General features: G+C 72.7%; 24 protein-coding genes. 3 read left to right on the top strand and 21 right to left on the bottom strand.

What is annotated here, in order from left to right; all coding sequences use genetic code 11:
* Window positions 1-13: 13 nt before the first annotated feature.
* The 4 genes from ftsE to prfB form a co-directional block, all read right to left on the bottom strand.
* Window positions 14-703 carry a cell division ATP-binding protein FtsE gene (gene ftsE, locus QZX64_RS10405; protein WP_295659262.1) on the bottom strand — a complete coding sequence of 230 codons (690 nt, stop codon included), beginning with the start codon at window positions 701-703 and terminating at the stop codon, window positions 14-16.
* Window positions 704-773: 70 nt separating this feature from the next.
* Window positions 774-1,295 (bottom strand): gluconokinase, encoded by a 522-nt coding sequence (locus tag QZX64_RS10400; protein ID WP_295659259.1) that lies wholly within the window; start codon window positions 1,293-1,295, stop codon window positions 774-776.
* The gene (locus tag QZX64_RS10395; RefSeq protein WP_295659256.1) at window positions 1,292-2,689 is read right to left on the bottom strand and encodes a GntP family permease; all 1,398 of its coding nucleotides are present in this window, start codon (window positions 2,687-2,689) and stop codon (window positions 1,292-1,294) included. The genes QZX64_RS10400 and QZX64_RS10395 overlap by 4 nt, the downstream gene beginning before the upstream one ends.
* A 74-nt stretch (window positions 2,690-2,763) precedes the next feature.
* Window positions 2,764-3,882, bottom strand: coding sequence for a peptide chain release factor 2 (gene prfB / locus QZX64_RS10390; RefSeq protein ID WP_295659254.1), 1,119 nt, complete (start codon window positions 3,880-3,882; stop codon window positions 2,764-2,766).
* 173 nt (window positions 3,883-4,055) lie between these two features.
* On the opposite strand from prfB, the gene QZX64_RS10385 reads away from it, so the two are divergent.
* Window positions 4,056-5,459 (top strand): mycothione reductase, encoded by a 1,404-nt coding sequence (locus tag QZX64_RS10385; RefSeq protein WP_295659252.1) that lies wholly within the window; start codon window positions 4,056-4,058, stop codon window positions 5,457-5,459.
* Window positions 5,460-5,480: 21 nt separating this feature from the next.
* Here QZX64_RS10385 and QZX64_RS10380 read toward each other — a convergent pair whose 3' ends face one another.
* The 10 genes from QZX64_RS10380 to QZX64_RS10335 all read right to left on the bottom strand — a co-directional run bounded on the left by QZX64_RS10380 (window position 5,481) and on the right by QZX64_RS10335 (window position 12,398).
* Entirely contained in the window at window positions 5,481-6,338 is an 858-nt protein-coding gene (locus QZX64_RS10380) for a hypothetical protein (protein ID WP_295659250.1), read from the bottom strand.
* Between the two features lie 121 nt (window positions 6,339-6,459).
* Window positions 6,460-6,903, bottom strand: coding sequence for a pilus assembly protein TadG-related protein (locus QZX64_RS10375; RefSeq protein WP_295659247.1), 444 nt, complete (start codon window positions 6,901-6,903; stop codon window positions 6,460-6,462).
* Complete coding sequence (locus tag QZX64_RS10370) at window positions 6,900-7,361, bottom strand: hypothetical protein (RefSeq protein WP_295659245.1); 462 nt, start codon at window positions 7,359-7,361, stop codon at window positions 6,900-6,902. The genes QZX64_RS10375 and QZX64_RS10370 overlap by 4 nt, the downstream gene beginning before the upstream one ends.
* Window positions 7,358-7,759 (bottom strand): TadE/TadG family type IV pilus assembly protein, encoded by a 402-nt coding sequence (locus QZX64_RS10365; protein ID WP_295659243.1) that lies wholly within the window; start codon window positions 7,757-7,759, stop codon window positions 7,358-7,360. Before QZX64_RS10365 ends, QZX64_RS10370 begins: the two co-directional genes overlap by 4 nt.
* A complete protein-coding gene (locus QZX64_RS10360) occupies window positions 7,759-7,950 on the bottom strand; it encodes a hypothetical protein (protein WP_295659278.1) in 192 nt (63 codons plus the stop codon). The genes QZX64_RS10365 and QZX64_RS10360 overlap by 1 nt, the downstream gene beginning before the upstream one ends.
* 44 nt (window positions 7,951-7,994) lie before the next feature.
* Entirely contained in the window at window positions 7,995-8,936 is a 942-nt protein-coding gene (locus tag QZX64_RS10355) for a type II secretion system F family protein (RefSeq protein WP_295659240.1), read from the bottom strand.
* Window positions 8,933-9,787: a type II secretion system F family protein gene (locus tag QZX64_RS10350; RefSeq protein WP_295659238.1), complete on the bottom strand. Its 855-nt coding sequence runs from the start codon at window positions 9,785-9,787 to the stop codon at window positions 8,933-8,935. The genes QZX64_RS10355 and QZX64_RS10350 overlap by 4 nt, the downstream gene beginning before the upstream one ends.
* Window positions 9,787-11,013 (bottom strand): CpaF family protein, encoded by a 1,227-nt coding sequence (locus QZX64_RS10345; RefSeq protein WP_295659236.1) that lies wholly within the window; start codon window positions 11,011-11,013, stop codon window positions 9,787-9,789. Before QZX64_RS10345 ends, QZX64_RS10350 begins: the two co-directional genes overlap by 1 nt.
* A gap of 127 nt (window positions 11,014-11,140) precedes the next feature.
* Window positions 11,141-11,785, bottom strand: a complete 645-nt coding sequence (locus tag QZX64_RS10340) for a hypothetical protein (protein ID WP_295659234.1) — start codon at window positions 11,783-11,785, stop codon at window positions 11,141-11,143.
* A complete protein-coding gene (locus QZX64_RS10335) occupies window positions 11,712-12,398 on the bottom strand; it encodes a LuxR C-terminal-related transcriptional regulator (RefSeq protein ID WP_295659232.1) in 687 nt (228 codons plus the stop codon). The genes QZX64_RS10340 and QZX64_RS10335 overlap by 74 nt, the downstream gene beginning before the upstream one ends.
* A gap of 148 nt (window positions 12,399-12,546) precedes the next feature.
* Between QZX64_RS10335 and QZX64_RS10330 the strand changes: the two genes are divergently transcribed.
* A complete protein-coding gene (locus QZX64_RS10330; protein ID WP_295659230.1) occupies window positions 12,547-13,221 on the top strand; it encodes a LuxR C-terminal-related transcriptional regulator in 675 nt (224 codons plus the stop codon).
* A 225-nt stretch (window positions 13,222-13,446) separates the two neighbouring features.
* Here the strand turns inward: QZX64_RS10330 and QZX64_RS10325 are convergent, their stop codons facing one another.
* Together QZX64_RS10325 and QZX64_RS10320 are read right to left on the bottom strand one after the other, a co-directional pair.
* Window positions 13,447-14,817, bottom strand: a complete 1,371-nt coding sequence (locus QZX64_RS10325; protein ID WP_295659227.1) for an FAD-binding oxidoreductase — start codon at window positions 14,815-14,817, stop codon at window positions 13,447-13,449.
* Window positions 14,818-14,874: 57 nt separating this feature from the next.
* On the bottom strand, window positions 14,875-15,222 hold the full coding sequence (locus QZX64_RS10320; protein WP_295659224.1) for a Rid family hydrolase: 348 nt from the start codon (window positions 15,220-15,222) through the stop codon (window positions 14,875-14,877).
* 136 nt (window positions 15,223-15,358) lie between these two features.
* On the opposite strand from QZX64_RS10320, the gene QZX64_RS10315 reads away from it, so the two are divergent.
* On the top strand, window positions 15,359-16,492 hold the full coding sequence (locus tag QZX64_RS10315) for a helix-turn-helix transcriptional regulator (RefSeq protein WP_295659222.1): 1,134 nt from the start codon (window positions 15,359-15,361) through the stop codon (window positions 16,490-16,492).
* A gap of 57 nt (window positions 16,493-16,549) precedes the next feature.
* On the opposite strand, the gene QZX64_RS10310 is transcribed toward QZX64_RS10315, so the two are convergent.
* From QZX64_RS10310 to QZX64_RS10290, 5 genes are all read right to left on the bottom strand, one after another.
* The gene (locus QZX64_RS10310) at window positions 16,550-17,191 is read right to left on the bottom strand and encodes a signal peptidase I (protein WP_295659219.1); all 642 of its coding nucleotides are present in this window, start codon (window positions 17,189-17,191) and stop codon (window positions 16,550-16,552) included.
* A gap of 138 nt (window positions 17,192-17,329) precedes the next feature.
* Window positions 17,330-18,529: a HAMP domain-containing sensor histidine kinase gene (locus QZX64_RS10305; RefSeq protein ID WP_295659216.1), complete on the bottom strand. Its 1,200-nt coding sequence runs from the start codon at window positions 18,527-18,529 to the stop codon at window positions 17,330-17,332.
* Window positions 18,522-19,229: a response regulator transcription factor gene (locus tag QZX64_RS10300; RefSeq protein ID WP_295659213.1), complete on the bottom strand. Its 708-nt coding sequence runs from the start codon at window positions 19,227-19,229 to the stop codon at window positions 18,522-18,524. Before QZX64_RS10300 ends, QZX64_RS10305 begins: the two co-directional genes overlap by 8 nt.
* 64 nt (window positions 19,230-19,293) lie before the next feature.
* Window positions 19,294-20,187, bottom strand: coding sequence for a non-homologous end-joining DNA ligase (gene ligD, locus QZX64_RS10295; RefSeq protein WP_295659211.1), 894 nt, complete (start codon window positions 20,185-20,187; stop codon window positions 19,294-19,296).
* A partial coding sequence (locus QZX64_RS10290) for a DNA ligase (protein ID WP_295659209.1) occupies window positions 20,184-20,865 on the bottom strand: 682 nt, incomplete at its 5' end. The genes QZX64_RS10290 and ligD, both read right to left, overlap by 4 nt.

Genomic DNA, 20,865 nt, shown 5'->3' with positions numbered 1-20,865 from the left:
GGAGACTCTCGATCTAGTTCTGGAAGCCGTAGACGCCCTGGGCCTGGTCACGGATGACGTGACCGTCCTCGAGCTCGATGACCCGCTTGCGCATCTGGTCGACGATGCCCGCGTCGTGGGTGGCCATCACCACGGTCGTGCCCGTGCGGTTGATGCGGTCGAGGAGCTTCATGATCCCGACCGACGTGGTCGGGTCGAGGTTGCCGGTCGGCTCGTCGGCGATGAGGATCTTGGGCCGGTTGACGAACGCGCGCGCGATGGCCACCCGCTGCTGCTCGCCGCCGGAGAGCTCGTCGGGCATCCGCTCGCCCTTGCCGTCCAGGCCCACCATCTCCAGCGTCTCGGGCACCAGCTCCTCGATCTCGCCGCGAGGCTTGCCGATGACCTGGAGCGCGAAGGCGACGTTCTCGGTGACGGTCTTGTTGCCGAGCAGGCGGAAGTCCTGGAAGACCGTGCCGATGTCACGGCGCAGCCGCGGCACCTTCCAGCCGGCGAGGCGGTTGATCTCCTTGCCGGCGACGTACACGCGCCCGGTCGTGGGGCGGTACTCCCGGAGCACGAGACGCAGGAACGTCGACTTGCCCGAGCCCGAGGACCCGACCAGGAAGACGAACTCGCCCTTCTCCACCTCGACCGTGACCTGGTCGAGCGCCGAGTGGGCGTGTCCGGGGTAGGTCTTGGTGACCTTCTCGAAGCGAATCACGTGAGCCGAGGCTACGCGAGCACCCCACGCATCCGCCGGATCCCCGACGGCAGGCGCGTCACCGGGCCGGTCACCCGGCCAGGCCGATCCTCCTCAGCACCTGCCCGGCGATCTCGGCGGGGGCGTCCGCGGGGTCGACGAGCATGCCGTCCTCGTCGGGCTGGATCGGCTCGAGGGCGTCGAGCTGCGACTCCAGCAGGGACGACGGCATGAAGTGCTCCCGGGAGCCCATCCGCTCGAGCATCAGGCCCTTGTCGCCGTGCAGGTGCACGAAGAAGGTGCGCTCGCCGCCGGTGCGCAGGACGTCGCGGTAGACCCGCTTGAGGGCCGAGCAGCTGAGGATCGTCGGCGTGCCGGCGTCCTCGTGCGTGCGGGTCCAGGCGGCGAGCGACGCCAGCCACGGCTCACGGTCGGCGTCGGTCAGCGGGTAGCCGGCCGACATCTTCTCGATGTTGGCCGCGGGGTGGAAGTCGTCCCCCTCGGCGAACTCCCAGCCCAGGCGCTCCTGGACCGCCAGGGCGGCGGTCGACTTGCCGGACCCCGAGACGCCCATGAACACCAGGTGCCACACCGGCTGCCCCTCGGTGCTCATGGCGTGGCGTACCAGAGCACGAGCGCCAGCACGAAGATCGAGAGCCCGAGCGTGGTCTCCATCACCGTCCAGGTGCGCAGCGTGGTCTTGACGTCCATGCCGAAGAACCGGCTGACCAGCCAGAAGCCGGAGTCGTTGACGTGCGAGAGCACCGTTGCGCCCGCGGCGATCGCCATCACCATGGCCACCAGGTCGATCGAGGACAGGTCGGCCGAGGCGGCGCCCGCACTCAGCAGGCCGGCGGTGGTCGTCAGGGCCACCGTCGCCGAGCCCTGCGCCACCCGCAGCAGGGTCGCGATGACGAACGCGGAGATGATCAGGGGCAGCCCGATGTCGGCCAGCGAGTCCGACAGCGCCTCGCCGATGCCGCTGTGGCGCAGCACGCCGCCGAACATGCCACCCGCGCCGGTGATGAGGATGATCGCGGAGATCGGGCCGAGGGCGTCGTTCAGGATCGTCTCGACCTGGGCGGCCGAGCGGCCCTTGGTGCCCAGGGCGTACGTCGCGAACAGCAGCGTGATCAGCAGGGCGATGGGTGTCTGGCCGATGAAGACCAGGGCGTCGATCCAGGTGGCCTCCTCGAGCGTGCCGCCCTGGATCAGCGTGGTGAAGACGGTGTTGAGGGCGATGAGCAGCAGGGGCAGCAGCAGCACGAGCAGCACCAGGCCGAAGCTCGGCAGCGGCCCGCGGCGTCCCTCCTGCTCCTGGCCCGCCTTGCGGCCGGTGAGCAGGCTGTCGTCGATGGGCACGTCGATCTTGCCGGCGTAGAACTTCGTGAAGAGGTAGACGCCGACGTACCACGAGATCACGGCCACCGGCACGCCCACCAGCAGCGTGAGGCCGATGCTGGCGTCGAGCTCGGTCGCCGCCGTGACGGGGCCGGGGTGGGGCGGCACGATCGCGTGCATGGCCGCGAAGGCTCCGGCGGCCGGCAGCGCGTAGATCAGCACCGAGCCGCCGAACCGCCTGGCGACCGAGAAGATGATGGGCAGGAACACCACGAGGCCGGCGTCGAAGAAGATCGGGAAGCCGAAGAGCAGCGCAGCCACACCGAGCGCGAAGGGCGCCCGCTTCTCCCCGAAGGCGTTGATCAGGGTGTCGGCGAGCACCTGCGCGCCGCCGGTGACCTCGAGCAGCCGCCCGATCATGGCGCCGAGCCCCACGAGCAGAGCGACGGTGCCGAGGGTCTTGCCGAAGAAGTACGTCGTCACCGGGGCGATGTCGGCGAGCGGGATCTGCGTCGCCAGCGCGGTCAGGACGCTGACCAGGATCAGCGCGACGAAGGCGTGCATCTTGAGTCGGATGATCAGGAACAGCAGCACCAGCACGGCAGCCGCGGCGATGGCGAGCAGGACGCCGGCGCTGTATGCCGGTGCGATCGGTGCGGGATCCACGCGAACCTCCCAGGATGTGGCTGGTGCACCGACCCTAGGGCACGGGAGCCGGCGGAGGGCGGCTCCGTCTGGGGCTAGTTGGACTCCGCCTTCTCGGCGCCGCGGCGCCAGCGGATGCCCGCCTCGAGGAAGGGGTCGAGGTCGCCGTCGAAGACCGCGCTGGGGTTGCCGCTCTCGTAGCCGGTGCGGAGGTCCTTGACGACCTGGTAGGGGTTGAGCACGTAGTTGCGCATCTGGTCCCCCCACGACGCCTGCACGTCGCCGCGCAGCCCGTCGAGGTGCGCCTTCTCCTCGGCCTTCTTCAAGGCGAGCAGCTTGGCCTTGAGCACCACCATCGCGCTGGCCTTGTTCTGCAGCTGGCTCTTCTCGTTCTGGCAGGACACGACCGTGCCCGTGGGGATGTGCGTGAGCCGCACCGCGGAGTCGGTGGTGTTGACCGACTGGCCGCCGGGGCCGCCGGAGCGGTAGACGTCGACGCGGATCTCCTCGTCGGGCACGTCGATCTCGTCGGTCTGCTCGAGCACCGGCACCACCTCCACGGCGGCGAAGCTCGTCTGGCGGCGGCCCTGGTTGTCGAACGGGCTGATCCGCACCAGCCGGTGGGTGCCGGCCTCGACCGAGAGCGTGCCGTAGGCGTACGGCGCGTGGATCGCGAAGGTCGCCGACTTCAGCCCCGCCTCCTCGGCGTAGGAGGTCTCGTAGACCTCCACGGGGTACTTGTGCTGCTCGGCCCAGCGCGTGTACATCCGCATCAGGGTCTCGGCGAAGTCGGCGGCGTCGACTCCCCCGGCGCCCGAGCGGATCGTCACCAGCGCCTCGCGGACGTCGTACTCGCCGTTGAGGAGGGTGCGGATCTCCAGCGACTCCACCGACTTCTTGATGCGGACGAGCTCGCGCTCGGAGTCGGCGAGGGTGTCGGCGTCGCCCTCCTCCTGCGCCATCTCGACCATCAGCGCGAGGTCGCCGATGCGCGAGTCGAGGCCGGTGAACTTGTCGAGCTCGCCCTGGAGGGTGGAGAGGCGGCCGGTGACGCGGGTGGCGTTGTCCTGGTCGTCCCACAGGTCGGGTGCGGCGACCTGCTCGCTGAGGTCGGCGATCTCGGAGCGCATCCCGTCGAGGTCGAGCACCTGCCCGATGGTGCCCATGGTCGCCTGGAGCGTCTTGATCTCTGCGTCGAAGTCGGTGCCTGCCACGGGGAGCAACAGTACGGCGGTGCCGGTGGCGGTGTCGAAAGCGTGGGCGAGCGGGTGGATGGGCGCCCCACAGCGGCGTGGCCCCTCGGGGTGGCGTGTGCACCCCGTTTGATGCGCCGGGTCTGCTGACGGTTGCGGGAGAGCCCCGAGGGGCTCGTGGCTAGGGTCTCGGCATGGCAGACGCGACGCACTACGACCTCGTCGTCATCGGCGCCGGCTCCGGCAGCGCGGTCGTCGACGACCGCTTCTCCGACTGGCGCGTCGCGATCATCGAGCGCGACGCCTTCGGCGGCACCTGCCTCAACCGCGGCTGCATCCCCACCAAGATGTTCGTGCTGCCCTCCGACCTCGCCCGCGACGCCGCCGAGGGCGAACGCCTCGACGTGCACACCTCGTACGACGGGGTGGACTGGCCCGCGCTCCGTGACCGGATCTTCGGCCGCACCGACGCCTCGGCGCGCCAGGGACGCGCGGACCGCGACCGGTCCGACAACGTCGACGTGCTTACCGGCACGGCGTGCTTCACCGGCCCCCGGGCGCTCACGGTGGCGCTGAAGGACGGCGGCGAGGTGGCGCTGACCGCCGACCGGGTCGTGCTCGCCACCGGCGGCAGCCCGGTGGTGCCCGACATCCCGGGGCTGGCCGAGGTGCGGCACCACACCAGCGACGACGTCATGCGCCTCGACGCGCTGCCGCGCCGGATCGGCGTCCTCGGCGGCGGGTACGTCGGCTGCGAGCTGGCCCACGTCTTCGCCGCGCTGGGCTCGACGGTCGTGCAGGTCGAGGCGACCGACACCCTGCTGGGCACCCAGGACGCCGACGTGGCGAGGCTCGTCACCGAGCACTGCGCGCGCCAGTGGGACGTGCGCACCGGCACGACGGTCGAGCGCTTCTCCCGCGACGGCGACGCGGTCACCATGCACCTCGACCACGGGGACCCGGTCACGGTCGACACCGTGCTGGTGAGCATCGGCCGCCGGCCCGGCACCGCCGGTCTCGGGCTCGAGGTGGCCGGCGTGGAGCTCGACGACGGCGGCCGGGTGGTCGTCGACGGTCACCAGCGCACCTCGGCCGAGGGCGTGTGGGCGCTCGGCGACGTCTCCACCGACGTCCCGCTCAAGCACGTGGCCAACCACGAGGCCCGGGTGGTGCAGCACAACCTGCTGCACCCCGACGAGCTCGTGACGACCGACCACCGGTTCGTGCCCAACGCCGTCTTCACCTCGCCCCAGGTGGGCGCGGCGGGCCTCACCGAGCAGCGGGCGCGCGAGGACGGCCTGGACGTCGCCGTGGCGACCAGCCGCTTCGAGGACACCGCCTACGGCTGGGCCCTGGAGGCCGACGACCAGGGCTGGTTCTGCAAGGTCGTCGCCGACCGCGCGACCGGCCGGCTCGTCGGCGCCCACCTCGCCGGGCCGCACGCGGCGACCCTCGTGCAGCCGTTGATCATGGCGATGGGCCTGGAGCTCCCGGTGGTCGGGCTGGCGCGCTCGCAGTACTGGATCCACCCCGCCCCCACCGAGGTCGTCGAGCAGGCGCTGCTGGCCCTCGAGGAGGAGCTCACCGCAGGCCGGTGATGGCGGCCGAGTAGTCGACAGTCAGTACAGGATCGTCGGCCCGTTCGTCAGCACCGCGTCGAGGTCGATGCGCGGCCTGCCCGCGGTGGCGAGGTTCACGATCTTGACCCTGTGCGTGCCTCGGCCCAGCGCGGTGTCCCAGACGATCCGCCTCGGCGTCGACACCGCGGCGTAGGTGTCGACCGTCCCCCTGAGCGTCCCGTCCACGAAGACCTGGAACCGGCCGCGGTCGGGTCCGGCGTGCATGACCAGGGCCAGATGGGTGGCCCCGCCGTCGGGGATGGTCACCGTCGCCGTGGCCGAGGCGCCGCGGCTCGTCGTGCGACGTACGGCCTTCCCCGTCCAGCACGCGCATGCCGAGGAGCCCCAGGTGCCGGCGTAGGCGATGGTCGGCTGCGCGATCTCCGGGCGGGACGCGTGCGACACGTTGTTCTCCTGGGTCAGGCGGGTGCGGTTGCCCCTGACCACGCGGGTCACGGCGTTGCCGTAGGTGTCCCGGGCCGTGACCTCGAAGCTGTCCGTGGCGAAGTCGTCGTCGTCGTTGTATCCCAAGAACCGGTGCGAGAGCTCGGTGCCGTCCTCGAACACCGGGATGGGACCCACCGCGTTGTTGATCTCCACCAGGTCGTAGCGGACCTCGCCGCTCGCGTCGGTCGCTGACCACTTGAAGGTGAGCGGCGCGGCTGCGGTGATCGTCCCCGGCGACGCATAGGCGGACTGGAAGTCGACGCCCAGCTGTGAGCCGACGACGAAGGAGGGCACGGCCGGGGAGGTCAGGACCGGAGGGGTGTTGTCCGCCACCGAGCCGGCAGCGGGCGCCGCAGCGAGGATGCCGGCTGCCGTGAGAGTGGCTACGAGGAGGTTGGCTGGTGCTTTCATAAGGGTGTCCTGTCCGAGATGGGTGGCTTGGTCACTGTTCTGCTGCGGTGGGCGTCAGGCTGGTGGACCGCTCGGAGTCTGTCAACGCCGAGACGGAGTAGCCGCACGTCGACCGACACGGTCATCGCAGCACGGTGACGGCGGCCGTGCCGGTGGCCGCGACCGTGGGCCGGTCCGGCGAGCCGGGGACCGTGAGCGGGAGGTCGAGGGGGGCGATGAGCTGCACGGTCACCGTCGCCTCCGCCTCGTCGACGGCGGAGCGGTGCTCGATGCCGGGATAGCGCGCGTGGGCCCCGGAGTCCTGGAGGTACGCCGCCACCGCCCGGTCGACCTGCGTCTCCAGCTGGTCGAGGCGGTCGTCGGGGATGCCGTTGGCGTAGGCACCCACGGAGCCGAGGTCGGCACCCCGCAGGGCGGCGCCGTCGGCGAGGGTGTCGAGCCCCTGGCGCTGGAGGAAGGCGGCCGAGGCGTCGACCACCACCACGACGGCCATCACCAGCACGAACGCGAGCCCGACGATCAGCGGGATGGTGGAGCCGCGCTCGTCGCGGCGCCGACCGGTCATCGGGCTCCTCCCCCGTCGAGGGTGCCGGTCTCGACGTACTGCCCGATGGGGACACGGTGGGTGGCGGAGAGCGCGAACCTCGGGCGGTCGCCGCCGACGACCTCCGGCAGGAACGGCAGGTCGACGGCCGAGCGGACCGTCACCGTGATCACCGAGGTGCCCCGGTGGCACGGCGGCCCCGGCTCGCACGAGGAGACCACCTCCGCGCGCATCCCCGGCGAGCCCTGGTCGGCGAGGGTGAGGCCGGCGACGGCGCGGGCCCGGGCGAGGCCTTCCCGGTCGTTGGGCGCGAGCGCGTAGGCGCGGCCCGCGGCCCGGGCGGCCGCGCTGACCGCGAACGCTCCGCGCTGCACCTCGAACACCGAGATGACGATCCACACGAGCGGGATGATCAGGATGATGCCCAGCCAGGTGAACTCGACGAGCCCGCTGCCCCGCTCGTCGCGACGTCGCCTCACGGAGTGCCCTCCGGGCCCTGCTCGATGATCGCGTTGCCCGAGACGCTGAGCCCCACGCCGGGTCCACCCAGCCCCAGCGCGGGCACGTCGGCCGAGATGGTCACCCGGTAGGCAGGCGCTCCCTCGACCACGACCTGCTCGATGGCGATGTCGTGGGCGAACCTCTCCGAGACCGCACCCTGGATCTGGTCGCGCGCCTTCTGCTGGCCGTCAGCGGGCGTCGCGCCCAAGGTGGCGGCGTACCGGGCGCCCTCGGCCGCGGCCGAGGCGAGGGTGTTGCGCACGTGCAGCACCAGGGCGAGCTGGAGGATGCCCAGGAACAGCGGCAGGAGCAGGACGAGGACGAGGACGAAGTCGACGACGGCTGACCCGCGCTGGTCACGCCGCGGGAGGTGCATCAGCCCTTGACGCCGACGGACTGCAGGGCGCTCTCGAGCAGGCTCACCAGCTGGTCCTCGGCCACGCCCCAGATGATCGCCACGAGCGCGGCGGTCATCACGGTGATCATCACCCAGCCGGGCACGTCCCCGCGCTCGTCGCGCTCGCGTGGTGCCGTGACGGCCGCGTGCAGGCACGCGAGGGCCCGCATCGGTGCGGCGGTGAGGTCGTTCATGGGTCTCCCTTGGTGTCGGTTCACGGAGTCGTGAGGTTGAGGCCGATGGCCCCGGGATAGAAGGCGAAGACGATGGTGATCGGCAGGACGAGGAAGACCACGGGCGCCATCATCAGGACCTCCTTGCGGGCAGCGCTCTCGATCAGCTCACGCCGCCCGGCCTCGCGCACGTCGGCGGCCTGGGCGTGCAGCACCTCGGCCAGCGGCGTACCGCGCTCGACGGCGACGGCGACACCGGTGGCGAAGCGAGCCACCAGCGGCAGTCCGGTGGCGGCGGCCAGCGCGTCGAAGGCGACGCTCACCGGCTCCCCGGTGCGCACCCGCGCCAGCACGTCGGCGAGGTCCGCCGACAGCTCGCCGTGGCTGCGGCGCACGACGCGGTCGAGCGCGGCCACCGGGCTCTCCCCCGCCGCGACGGCTAGGGCAAGGAGCTCGGCGACGGTCGGGAACTCGGCGACGATCTGACGCTCCCGCCGGGTGGCCTCCGTCGTGAGGCGGTGATCACGGGCGATGACGCCAACGGCGAAGCCGAGCACACACAGCAGCAGCGCGAGCACGGGGTTGATGCCGCCGCCGAGCGCCTTGACCAGTCCGTACGCTGCGCCGACGCCGAAGCCGACGAGCCCCCAGACCACCTGCTCGAGGCGGAACTCGTGCACGGTCTTGGGGATGCGGGCGCGCTGCAGCCGCCGCTCGATCGAGCGCGCACCCCCGAGGACGCGCTCCACGAGGTCGGCCGCCGCACGCATGGGTGGGCCGAAGACGCCGGCCGCCGCGGCCGCCGGTGACGACGAGACCACGCGCAGCGCCGGCACGCGGCCCACCTGCGGGAGGTCGCGGACGTACGGCAGCACCCGGATGGCCAGCTGGGTGCGGCGGATGACCAGCACCCGGGAGGCCACCAGCAGCAGGCCCGCGGCGGCCAGGCCCCCCAGGACGACACCCCACAGCGCGGGCGTCACCGCAGGATCCTCTGCTCGACCGGGAGCCGGCCGATGCGCATCATGACGGTGTAGGCCAGCACGCAGACCGCACCGCCGACGCCCAGCACGAGCGCCCCGCCGACGCTGGCGTAGCGGCGGATGACGTCGCCCTGGAAGGACATGAAGAGCAGCACGACCCAGGGCGCCGCGACGGCCAGCCGGGCGCCGTTGACGGTCCAGGCCTGCCGCGACTCCAGCTCCGACCGGGTGCGCGCCTCGTCGCGCAGGTAGCCCGAGAGGTTGCGCAGCAGCCGGCCGAGCTCACCGCCGCCCACCTCGCGGGCGATGCGCAGGCCCTCGACGACCCGGTCGCCGACCGGGTCGGCCAACCGGTGCTTGAGCCGCTCGAGCGACTCGTCGAAGCGCCCCGTCACCTGGTAGTCGAGCGCGAACTGGTCGAAGTCGGGGCGCAGCGGCTCCGGCCCGTTGGTGGCCAGCGACGCCACGGCCTCCGGCAGCGACAGCCCGGCGCGCACGCCCGAGGCCAGGTTGTCGACCGCGTCGGGCCAGACCTCGGCGAACTCGGCCTGCCGCTTGCGCACGCGCGCCTTCAGCACGCCCACGGGCAGGTAGCCGGCCATCAGCGCGAAGCAGAGGGCCACCGGAGCAGCCCGGCTCACGGCCTGCACCACGACGAAGGCGGCGACGCCCAGCACGACGCACAGCGCGGTCAGGCTCGCGGGCGAGACGTCCCCGAGCCCGGCGCGCGCGAGCAGCTGCTCGCCGCGGCCGCCTCGCTGGTCGGTCACCTTCGGCCGGCGCGGCAGGAAGAAGGCGGACCAGATGAGCAGCGCCCCGATGCCGAACCCGAGCCCGACGAGCGCGCCCATCAGCGGCCGCCCTCGAGGATGCGGTGGACGTCGATGCCCAACCGCTCGAACCGCTCGAGACGGTGGGGCATGCCTCCGGCCCAGCGCAGCTCGCCGCGCACCCGGTGGAAGATCGACTCGACCTCGATGGTGTCGTTCTCGACGCGCCCGGGCACCGCGACGACCTCGTTGGTGCGCCGTACGCCGCTGGTGTCGATGCCCAGATGGACCACGATGTCGACCGACGCGGCGACGGTCGGGACCACGAAGCGGGCGGAGATGTTCTCCCCCGCCAGCAGCGGCAGCGTGCACATCTTGACCAGCGCCTCGCGGGCGCTGTTGGCGTGCAGCGTGCACATCCCGGGCAGGCCGGCGTTGAGGGCGAGCAGCAGGTCGAGGCACTCCTCCGCCCGCACCTCACCCACGATGACCCGGCTCGGGCGCATCCGCAGCGCCTCCTTGACGAGGTCGCGCAGCACCACCTCGCCGGTGCCCTCCAGCCCCGCCTGCCGGGTCTGCATGGGAACCCAGTCCGGGTGGGGGAAGCGGAGCTCGAACACCTCCTCGGCGCTGATCACCCGGTCGCCGCCGGGGATCGCGGCAGCGAGGCAGTTGAGCATCGTGGTCTTGCCCGCCTGCGTGCCGCCGGCGACGAGGATGTTGAGGCCCGCGCGCACGCAGGCCTCGAGGAAGGCCGCGGCCGAGGGGGTGAGGCTGCCGAGCTCGACCAGCTGGCCAAGCTGCGCCGCCTGGAGCCGGAACTTGCGGATGTTGACGGCCGAGAAACCCCGGCTGATCCCCTCGAGCACCACGTGCAGGCGGTGGCCCTCCGGCAGCATCGCGTCGACGAAGGGCTGCGAGATGTCGATGCGGCGCCCGCTGGTCTTCAGCATCCGCTCGACGAGCTCGCGCACCGTCGCGGCCGAGAGCACCAGGTTGGTCAGCTCGTGGCGGCCGTTGCGGGCCACGAACACCCGGCTCGGATCATTGATCCACACCTCCTCCACGCTCGGGTCGTCGAGGAACGCCTGGAGCGGGCCGAAGCCGGCCACCCGGGCCACCAGCTCGCCGACGACCGCGTCGCTGTCGGGCACCGGGGCGACCGCCCCGGTCAGCGAGCGGTCGTCGTGCTCGCGCACCACCCGCTCGGCGATGCGGCGCACGAGGTGGGCGTCACGCTGGGGGTCGACCCCGTCGCTGCGCACGATCGAGCGCACCTGCCCGTCGAGCCGTTCGATCAGCTCCACGTGGGCACCGTGTGCGCCGGCGTGCGTGAGAGTCATTGCGGCCCCTGTCCCGGATGAGGTTCCGCCGGTCAACGTACGCGAACACCGGCGCGCGCGACACTGCCCCGGAGCCGGCTGTGGACAACCTTCACGTCGCGGCTCCCCGCAGGCCGAGGGTCCGCTGGAACGCGGTGAGCTGGGAGGAGACACCCTCGCTCCCGCCGGCGAGGTCGCGCAGGGGCAGCCCCCTGTGTCCGTCGATCAGCTCGGCTGGCGCACGCGGGTGGCGGCCAGGGTGCCCGAGCAGGCGGAGCGCGAGCTGTTTGCCGCGGGCGTCGTGGCGGTCCCAGAGAGCCGCGAACTCCTCGCTGCGGGTGAGGACGGCGTCGAGCACCTCCGCGATGCGCGGATCACCGGGGTACCGGCCGTACAGGACCGGGAAGCCCGCGACGGTGTTGGCCGCAGCCTGCTCCCACTCGGCGTAGAACGGACGGGCCGCGGGCTCGAGGAAGACCTTCGTCACCAGGTTGGCACCGTGGAGGAAGCCGTCGAACAGTGCATCGGCGAGCTGGTTGCCGGCGAGCACGTCGTAGGCCCGGCCCAGGACCAGCGCCGGGTTCTCCGGCCACATGCCCATCAGCCGAAGCAGCTCGGGGTCGACTCGTTCCGACGGCGCGCCAGCGCTGACAACCCTGCCCGACCCGAATCTCGACGACCTCCTACGACGCGGCCTCCCGCCGCAGGCCGAGCGTCTGCTGGAACGCAGCGACGGCGGTGAGCTGGGAGGAGACACCCAGCTTCTGGCGGATCGTGCGCATCTGGCTGCGCACCGTGCCCTCGCTCACCCCGGCGTGCGCGGCGATGTCGCGCAGGGTCAGCCCCATGGTCAGGCTCTCCAGCACCACCCACTCGCGCGTCGAGAGGGTCGCGATGCGGCGGACGAGGTCGCGCTGCCCGGCCGGGAGGTCGTGCCAGGCGGCCCGCGCGGCGTCCCGCTCGGCGACGGGCATCGCACCCGCGCCGCGGCGTACGGCCTCCACCGCGCCCTCCAGCTCGTCCAGCCCACCGGTCATCGGCACGACGCCCGGGCTCCCGAGGTCGAGCAGGGCACCCCAGCGCACCAGGTCCTGCGACCCGGTGACGACCAGCCACGGCAGGTCGGCGGACTCCACGACGGTGAGCACGTCGCGCCACTGCGCCACGTCGTCGAGGTCGGCGACCACCAGACCGCTCTCCGCACCGGAGTCCGCGAGCAGCCGGCGCAGGGCCGTGTGCTCGCCGCGGGACTCGGGCAGGTCGGCGTGCACGACGGCCACGCCGCGCGTCTCCAGCGCGACCGACAGGGCCTCGCCCACGAGCCGGCTGTGGGCCAGCAGGGCGCAGGTGACGGGCGAGGGAGGAGGCACGCCCGACAGTGTGGGACATCGCGGCGGGCCGTGTCGGAGGAACGCGGAGACGCGCTGGGGCGGCGGTTCGCGGGCACGTGCGACCGCCGACCCGTACGATGCGATCGACGTGGGTGACCGACCCCACGTCGGGGAAGGGGGCGGCGTCATGCGACAGGGATCGCGCGTGTGCATCGTCGACGACCACGCACTCTTCGCCGAGTCGCTCGAGATCGCACTCAGGCTCGAGGGCCACGAGGTCAGGCGGCTGCCGCTGCCCAAGGACCTGCACGCGGCCGCGACGCTGCTGCCGCAGGTGCAGCGCTACAAGCCCGACATCATGCTGCTCGACCTCGACCTGGGCAACGCCGACGGCTCCACCCTCATCGAGCCCGCCACCAAGTCGGGCACCGCCGTCGTGGTGGTCACCGGCAGCACCGACCGCGCCCGGTGGGGCCTCTGCATGCGGTACGGCGCCCGCAAGGTGCTGCCGAAGACCGGGCCCCTCAACGACATCCTGGCCACCATCCGCCGCATCTCCGAGGGCCGCACCGTCACCACCCAGGAGGAGCGCGACGAGCTCGTGCGCTTCTGGCAGGACGAGCGCAAGGAGGTGCGCGAGCTGGGCGAGCGCCTCAGCCGGCTCACCCAGCGCGAGTCCCAGGTGCTCGGCATGCTGATGGAGGGGCTCCAGGTGCGCGACATCGCCGTGCACAGCACCGTGTCCGAGGCGACGGTCCGCACGCAGGTGAAGTCGATCCTCTCCAAGCTCGAGGTCACCTCCCAGCTCGCCGCCGTCGGCCTGGCCCACCACGCCGGCTGGCACGCTCCCCAGCAGTCCTGACCGAGCATGCCCCATATGGGGCATGCCCGGGATCCGGGCCGCTGGCTACCGTGGACGAGCCGGCCCGAAACCGGCGTGTCACCCCCCTCTGCGCCCGGTGCAGTCCCTGCCGGGCCAGCCAGCGTCGTCGCGACCCCAAGCGCGACGAAGCGATCCGGCCCCGCCGCCTGACCTGCCCCACACCCCCAAGGTCAGGATGCGGGGCCGGTGGGCGTGGTGGCCCGGTCAGACCTGGTGGTTGGCCACGAACAACCGGGTGGGGTCGGCATGCGCGCGCAGGTGCGCCAGCCGGGCCCAGGCCTCCCCGTCGAACATGCTGCTGGCGTCCTCCCGGTTCTCGGTGAACGTCGGCACCCGGCTGGGCTGCGACCACCGGGCCAGGGCCCGGACCGTCCGCCTCGCTGCCTCCCGGCCGGCGGCCACCGCCTCGGGGAAGGGCGCCACGGCGATGCAGAACAGCGCGTAGCTGCCGGTCAGGTGCGAGAGTGCGCCACCGTGCGGCGCGGGCCGGGCGAACGCGCCCCCGAGGTGCCGCAGCTCCGCGAGGAGCAGGCCCGACTGCCGTCCCGGGCCCACCTGGCCCAGCAGCGCCTCGATGGCGTCGTCGGTCAGCACCCCGAGCACGCTGTGGTCGGAGACGACCGGCGTCGGCTGCGGCGGGTCCATGTGCACGGCGAGCAGCGCCTCGGCCGGGATGCGGCCCCAGGTGTCCATCTCCGGCTCGTACATGCGGAGCCGGGCGAGCAGCTGGTCGGCGCGCTCGTCGTCCTCGAGGATGGCGCCGTCGATCACGACCAGGTCGCGGCCGCTCAGGAAGGGCGGCAGCTCCGGCAGGGGTGGGAAGCTCATGATCCGCAGGGACGTGGTGACCGAGTCGGGGGCCTCGCGCGTCCACTGCGCCCACGCCCGCACGACCTCGGGGGCTCGCTCGCGGTCCCACAGGAGCATGCCGGCGTACACGTCGGGGTACGGCAGGAGGTCGAGCTCGATCGCCACGACGACGCCGAAGTTGCCGCCGCCCCCGCGGACCGCCCAGAACAGGTCGGCGTTCGTGGTCGCGTCGGCGCGCACCAGGGAGCCGTCCGCGGTCACGACCTCGACCGCGCGGATCGAGTTCGCGGCCAGGCCATGGGTCCGGCCGTAGAACGACAGGCCGCCCGACAGCGCGTAGCCGGCCACCGCGACGTCCGGTGCGCTGCCGTGCGGGGCGGTGAGGCCGTGCCGCGAGGTGGCGGCGATCACGTCCTGCCACAGCGTCCCGCCGACGACGCGGGCGGTGCGGGCGTCCGGGTCGACGGTGACGCCCGTCAGCGCGGACAGCCGCACGACGACGACGTCGCCGAGGTCGGCCCCCTCGAGCGGGCCGGCTCCGTGGCCGGTGCTCTGCGGGGCGACCCGCAGCCCCGAGGCGGCGGCGGCCCTGACGACCTCGACGACCTCGTCGACGGAGCGCGGCACAGCGACGGCGGCCGGGCGCTGGTCGACGGCGACGTTCCACGGGGTGCGGGCGACGTCGTAGCCGGGGTCGCCGGGCAGGTGCACCTCGCAGAGGCCGCGCAGGGTGTCGGCGGAGGGGACGGGGGTGGTGATGGTCATCGTGCTTCCTTCGGTGGTGGGATCCTTGTGGGTGGTCCCGAGATCAGGGTGTGGCAGTCAGCTGGGCTCGACGCCGGCACGCGCGGCCGGGGCGCGGACGTCTGCGGCCGCCGCGACGAGCGCGACGACCATGCCGGGGACCGGCAGCCGCGCGACCTCGACGGTGACGACGGGGTCGATGCCCAGCGCGTCGAGGCGCTCGGTCAGCACGTCGTACACCTGGTCGAGACCACGCCGGTCGGTCGTGAGGACGCGCAGCGCGCGCAGCTCCGCGGTCGACCGGCCGGCCGCGGCCAGGGCGGCCTCGACGCGGGACATCGAGAGCGCGAGCTGGGCGGCCGCGTCGTCCTCGTGCAGGAGGCGTCCGAGGGTGTCGACCGGTCCGATGGCGGGGAAGGTGTGCATGTGCCAAGCGTCGGGCGGGACACCGCTGCGCGACCATCCCGGGGCCGTGGGGACTTGCCCGCCGGTGGGTCTGGGGTGGGCTCTACCCAGATTTGTGGGATGTACTCACCGGCGTCCCGACCGGATACTCCGAACCATGCCCACCGGACTGACCGCCGAGCGCGTGCGCCAGGACATCGACGTCGTCGCGCGCGCGGGCCTGGACCTCTCCTCCTTCCTCGAGGAGGCCGTGGAGTCCGTGCGCCGGGCGGTGCCGTGGGTCGGAGCCTGCCTGGCCACCCACGACCCCGGCACCCAGATGCTGACCAGCGCCCGGAAGTACGGTCACCTCCACGCCGTGAACACCCATGACCACGAGTTCGGCCTGATCGAGTACGGCACGGCCGAGCCGACGGCCTTCCTGGAGCTCGCCGGGTCCGGGATGACCGCGGCCGGCGTGCACCTGCTGCACGAGGGCGAGATAGAGCGCTCCGGCCGGATGCGGACGTTCATGGTCCCGCACTTCGGGTTCGGTGACGAGGCCCGGCTGATCTTCCGCGACGGACGTCAGGTGTGGGGCGGCATGGCGCTGTTCCGGGGCACGGACGACGACCCCTTCGACGAGTCCGACGTCGCCTTCCTCGCCTCGCTGTCCGGCCAGTTCGCCTGCGGTGTCCGCAGCGGCCTGCTGTCGCGCCTCGCCGATGCGCCCCCGCCGAGCTCGCCCAGCGGACCGGCGGTGCTCATCGTCGACGCGGACGACGAGATCACGCAGATGAGCCTGGGCGCGGAGGAGCGTGTCGCCGACCTCATCACCGGCGACGCCGCCGGCGACCCCCTCACCCCGGTGGCGGCCCTCGTGGGGGCGGCGCGCCGCTACGCCCGGGGCGAGTCGACGGCACCGCCGCGGTGCCGGGTCCGCGGTGCGAGCGGCATGTGGCTGGTGCTGCACGCGTCGCCGCTGACGTCGTTCGGCCAACGCGGCAACGACGTGGTGGTCACCATCGAGGAGGCTCGTCCGCCGGAGATCGTGGCGCTCGTGGTCGCCGCGTTCGACCTCACCGCCCGGGAGCGCGACGTCACCCAGCTGGTGCTGCAGGGCGTCGACACCAAGGAGATCGCAGCGACCCTCCACGTCTCGACCTACACCGTCCAGGACCACCTGAAGTCGGTCTTCGACAAGGCCGACGTCCGGTCGCGGCGCGAGCTCATCTCGCGCATCTACTTCGACCAGTACGTCCCGCGGATGGGCTCCGAGCTCAGCCCGTCGGGGTGGTTCAGCACCTCCTGACCGGTGCCGGACCGGCGGAGCGCCGAGGTCCGCCGCCGTCGGGGAGCCGACAGCCGGTCAGTGGCGGATGACCGGCCGGTCCGACGACGTGCGCGCCGACGGGATGTGGGCCGGGTCGGCCGGGGGCGCCCCGGTGACCGCCGTGCCGGTGGTGGGCTGCGGGCGACGGCTGCGCCGGCGGTCGGCGCCGAACAGCTCGCTCACGCTCATCAGGGCGATGATCGTGGCCGGCACGCCGACGACCAGCAGCCGGGTGGACCGGTCGGTGAGCGCGATGAAGGCGTAGCCGACGTACGGGACGGAGGCGACGACGCGGGGCTGGGTGGCAGCGGTGAGCTCGAAGGTCCACGGGTCGGGCTGCTCGTTGGCGTCGCCCTTGGTGCGGAGCTCGTCGCCGTCGATGGCCACGATGCGGTGGGTGACCAGGGTGTCGGTGCCCGACCCGGCCGGTGGCACGTAGGTGATCGTGTCGCCCACCTCGAGCTCGGAGACCGGCACGGTCTGCTCGAAGACGATCGAGCCCTTGTCGTAGGCATCGGCCATCGAGTCGCCGGTGATGACGTAGCGGGAGAAGCCGAACGCGGCCGGGAGGATGAAGCCGAGGGCCACGAGCATCACCAGGAGGCACAACGCGTTGACCGCGACGCGTCGGGTGCGGCTGACGCGACGGCGGCGGTCGAGGCTGATCTCGATGCTCACAGTGTCTCGATGCTCACGGTGTCTCGATGCTCACAGTGGATGCTCCGTGCTCTGCTGCCAGTGGTGCCGGCTGATCTGTCCACTGTAGGGATCGGCGGTGCACGCCAGCCCCACGTCGGCTCCACCGTTGGGTAACAGTCAGCGCCGCGGCAGCAGGATCTCCAGCCCCGTTGCGCTGACCACCTCACCGGAGAGCCGCCCACCCAGCGCCTCCACCATCGCCAGGGCCGACTCGGAGCCGGCGTGGCCCTGCGATCCGCCATTGCGCGGTCGTCCGCCCTCGATGCGGATCCGCACGTGCTCGGGCTGGCCGGCGAACCGCAGGCTCACCGGCCCGGCGGCCGTCGAGGTGACCTCGGCCAGCACCTGGTCGAGCAGCTGCTCGACGGGTCCGGGGGTGAGGCGGGCGTCGCCGCCGCCGTCGACGTAGGCACGCACCTCGATGCTCTCGGGCAGCTGGTCCCGCCAGTGCTGGGCGATCCGCGAGCCCAGCGCGGCCAGGCTGATCTCGGCCCCGGCCACCAGGCTGCGGCCCCGGGCGAACTCCAGCAGGTCGTCGACCACGCCGTCGAGGCGCTGCACCTCGCCGACGCAGCGCGAGGCGGTACGGCGCACGTCCTGGGGCAGGTCGGAGCGCAGCGACAGGTCCTCGATCTCCAGCCGCATGCCCGTGAGCGGGGTGCGGAGCACGTGGGAGGCGTGGTGGAAGAACGCCCGGTCCCGCTTGATGGAGTCCTCGAGGCGCCCGGAGCTGGCCATCAGCGACGTCGCGATGGCGGCCGCCTCGGGGATCGAGGACCTCGGCAGCTCGAGGTCGAACCGCCCTCGGCCCAGCGCCTCCGCGCTCTCGGCCAGGGCCACGAAGGGACGTGACAGGTAGCCGGCCAGCACGAACCCGACCACGCCGGCGAACAGCAGCAGCATCAGCAGCAGCGCGGCGAGGGAGCCGAGGTTGCGGCCCAGGACGTCTCGGACCACGGCCTCCGACTGGCGCACCGTCACCGTCGCCTGGTCCAGGCTCTCGCGCCCGACCGTGTCGCTGCCCGGGTCGGAGGGGTCGTAGCCGGGGTCCGCGACCGAGACCGGGGGCAGGCCCGTGCGCTCGACGGTGATCGAGGTGCCCCCGACCGCCATCGGCTGCAGGAACGCCGGCGTCACGGCGTCGCCGTCGCGCTCGGCGTTGCCGACCAGCACCGCGACGAGCCGTGCCTGGCGGTCCAGCGTGACCGACTCCCGCTCCTCGATCAGCTCACGCAGCGTGAACGCGCGCACCACCCCGACGACGAGGAGGACGGTGACGGTGAGGACGACGAAGGCGACGGTGAGCCGCTCACGCATCGTCGCGGCTGCTCTCGAGGCGGAAGCCCACACCGCGGACCGCCACGACGCGCTCGCTCGCGCCCGCGTCCTCGAGCTTCTGCCGCAGCCGGCCGATGGTGACGTCGAGGGTCTTGGTCGAGCCGAACCAGTTCTGGTCCCACACCTGGCTCATCAGGTGCTCGCGGGAGACGACCTGGTCGCTCCTGCTGGCGAGCAGCGCGAGCACGTCGAACTCCTTGGTGGTCAACGCGATCTCGCGGTCCGCCTGGCGCACGCGTCGTGAGCCCTCGTCGATGCGCAGACCGGGTGGGTCGCCGCCCTCGGAGGCGTTGGCGCGCCGGGAGTCCCGCGGGAGGCTGCGGCGCAGCAGCGCACGCACGCGTGCCTGCAGCTCCGCGAGGCCGAACGGCTTGGACAGGTAGTCGTCGGCGCCGTAGTCGAGCCCGACGACGCGGTCGAGCTCACCGGCGCGTGCGGTGACGATCATGATGCCGCCGTCGAAGCCCTGCTCCCGCAGCGACCGGCACACGTCGAGACCGTCCATGTCGGGCAGACCGAGGTCCAGGATGACCAGGTCGACCTCGTGCCCCGCCACGTGCTCGAGCACCTTGAGACCGGCGTCGAGCCAGGTGACGTCGTGGCCCTCGCGCTGGAGGGTGCGGACGAGAGGGAGGGCGATGTCCTCCTCGTCCTCGACGAGGACCACCTGATGGCCCATGGCATGAAGCATAGGCCGGAAGGTATCGCGGCCGGGCCGTCTTCACCCACTCGCTCGCGGCGCGTCAGGCGAACAGGTCTCCCCGGTCGGCCACCCGCTCGAGCACCTCCTCGAACCGGAGCTGGTCGAGGCCGAGGGGGTCCTCGGCGCCCGCCTCGACCTCCTCCCACGCCAGCGGCGCGGCCACGGTGGGCGTCTCCCGGCCCCGCAGGCTGTACGGCGCCACGGTGGTCTTGCTGCCGGCGTTCTGCGACCAGTCGAGGAAGACCTTGCCGCCGCGCCTGGCCTTGGTCATGGTCGCGGTGACGAGCTGGGGGTGCTCGCCCTGCAGCTCCTCGGCGACCTCCTTGGCCAGCGCCGTGGTGCCGTCGCTGTCGCGGGTGCGGGGCAGCGCGGCGTACAGGTGCAGGCCCTTGCTCCCGCTGGTGACCGGCCGCGCGTCGAGGCCCCGCTCGCCCAGCTTCTCCCGCACCATCAGCGCCACCTGGCAGCACTCGTGGAGCCCGGCGGGCTCACCGGGGTCGAGGTCGACGACGAGCCGGTCCGGCTTGCGCGGCTTCCCCGCCTTCGTCACCCCCCACTGGTGGACGTGCAGCTCCAGGGACGCGAGGTTGACGAGCCAGGTGAGCGTCGCGAGGTCGTCGATGATCGGGAACACGATCGTGTCGGCGGTGCTGTCCTGGGCCCGGGAGCCGGTGGTCGGCACCTCCGCGGTGCGCACCCAGGCCGGAGTGCGGGCCGGCGCGTTCTTCTCGAAGAAGCTCTTGTCGGCCACCCCGTGCGGCCACCGGATGCGGGTGACGCACCGGTCGCGCACGTGCGGGAGCAGCACCTCGGCGACCTGGGCGTAGTAGTTGAGCACCTCCCCCTTCGTGGTGCCGGTGCGCGGGTAGAGCACCTTGTCGAGGTTGCTGAGCCTGAGGGTGTGGCCGTCGACCTCCACGTGCACGTCGCTCACCCGGCCCCACCTCCCCCGCCGGGCAGCAGGTCGTCGGGCGAGAGGTCGTCGCGCACGCCCTGGTACGACGGCTGGCGGAGCCGGTCGTAGCCCAGTCCGTGGGTGTCGATGTCGACCACGACGACGGGCTCGACCCACGAGGTGCCGCTGGCGTCCACCCGTGGCACCTGGTCGCCGAAGGGGCTGTCGGGACGGCCCAGCGGGGCGAGCAGCTCGCCCAGGACGCGCCCGGTGGCGCCGGCGATGCCGCTGCCGACACGCCCGCGGTACATGAGCCCCTCGGCGGTCGGCTCCCCCACCAGCAGCGCCGCGAGTCGGTCGGAGGTGCCGACCTGCGGGCGCCAGCCGCCGACCACGAACGACCCGCGGTGGCGGTGGGCCAGCTTGCGCCAGTGGTGGCTGCGGGTGCCGAGCTCGTAGCGGGAGTCGCGGCGCTTGCTCACCACCCCCTCGAGCCCCTGCTGGAGGGTGGCGTCGAACAGCATCGCCCCGTCGTCGTACGACGCCGGCACCTGCCAGGCCGACTCCTCCAGGCCCAGCCCGGCCAGCAGGCCGCGCCGCTCCTCCAGCGGCTCGGCGGTGACGTCCCGGCCGTCGAGCCGCAGCAGGTCGAAGGCCATGTAGGTGGCCGGGATCGTCCCGGTCAGCCGCGCCGCCTCCCGGGCGTTGCGCACGTGC

Source organism: uncultured Nocardioides sp., from assembly GCF_902805925.1.
GTDB lineage: Bacteria > Actinomycetota > Actinomycetes > Propionibacteriales > Nocardioidaceae > Nocardioides.
Note: the sequence above shows the minus strand (reverse complement) of the source record. Positions and strands in the feature narration are given on the sequence as shown.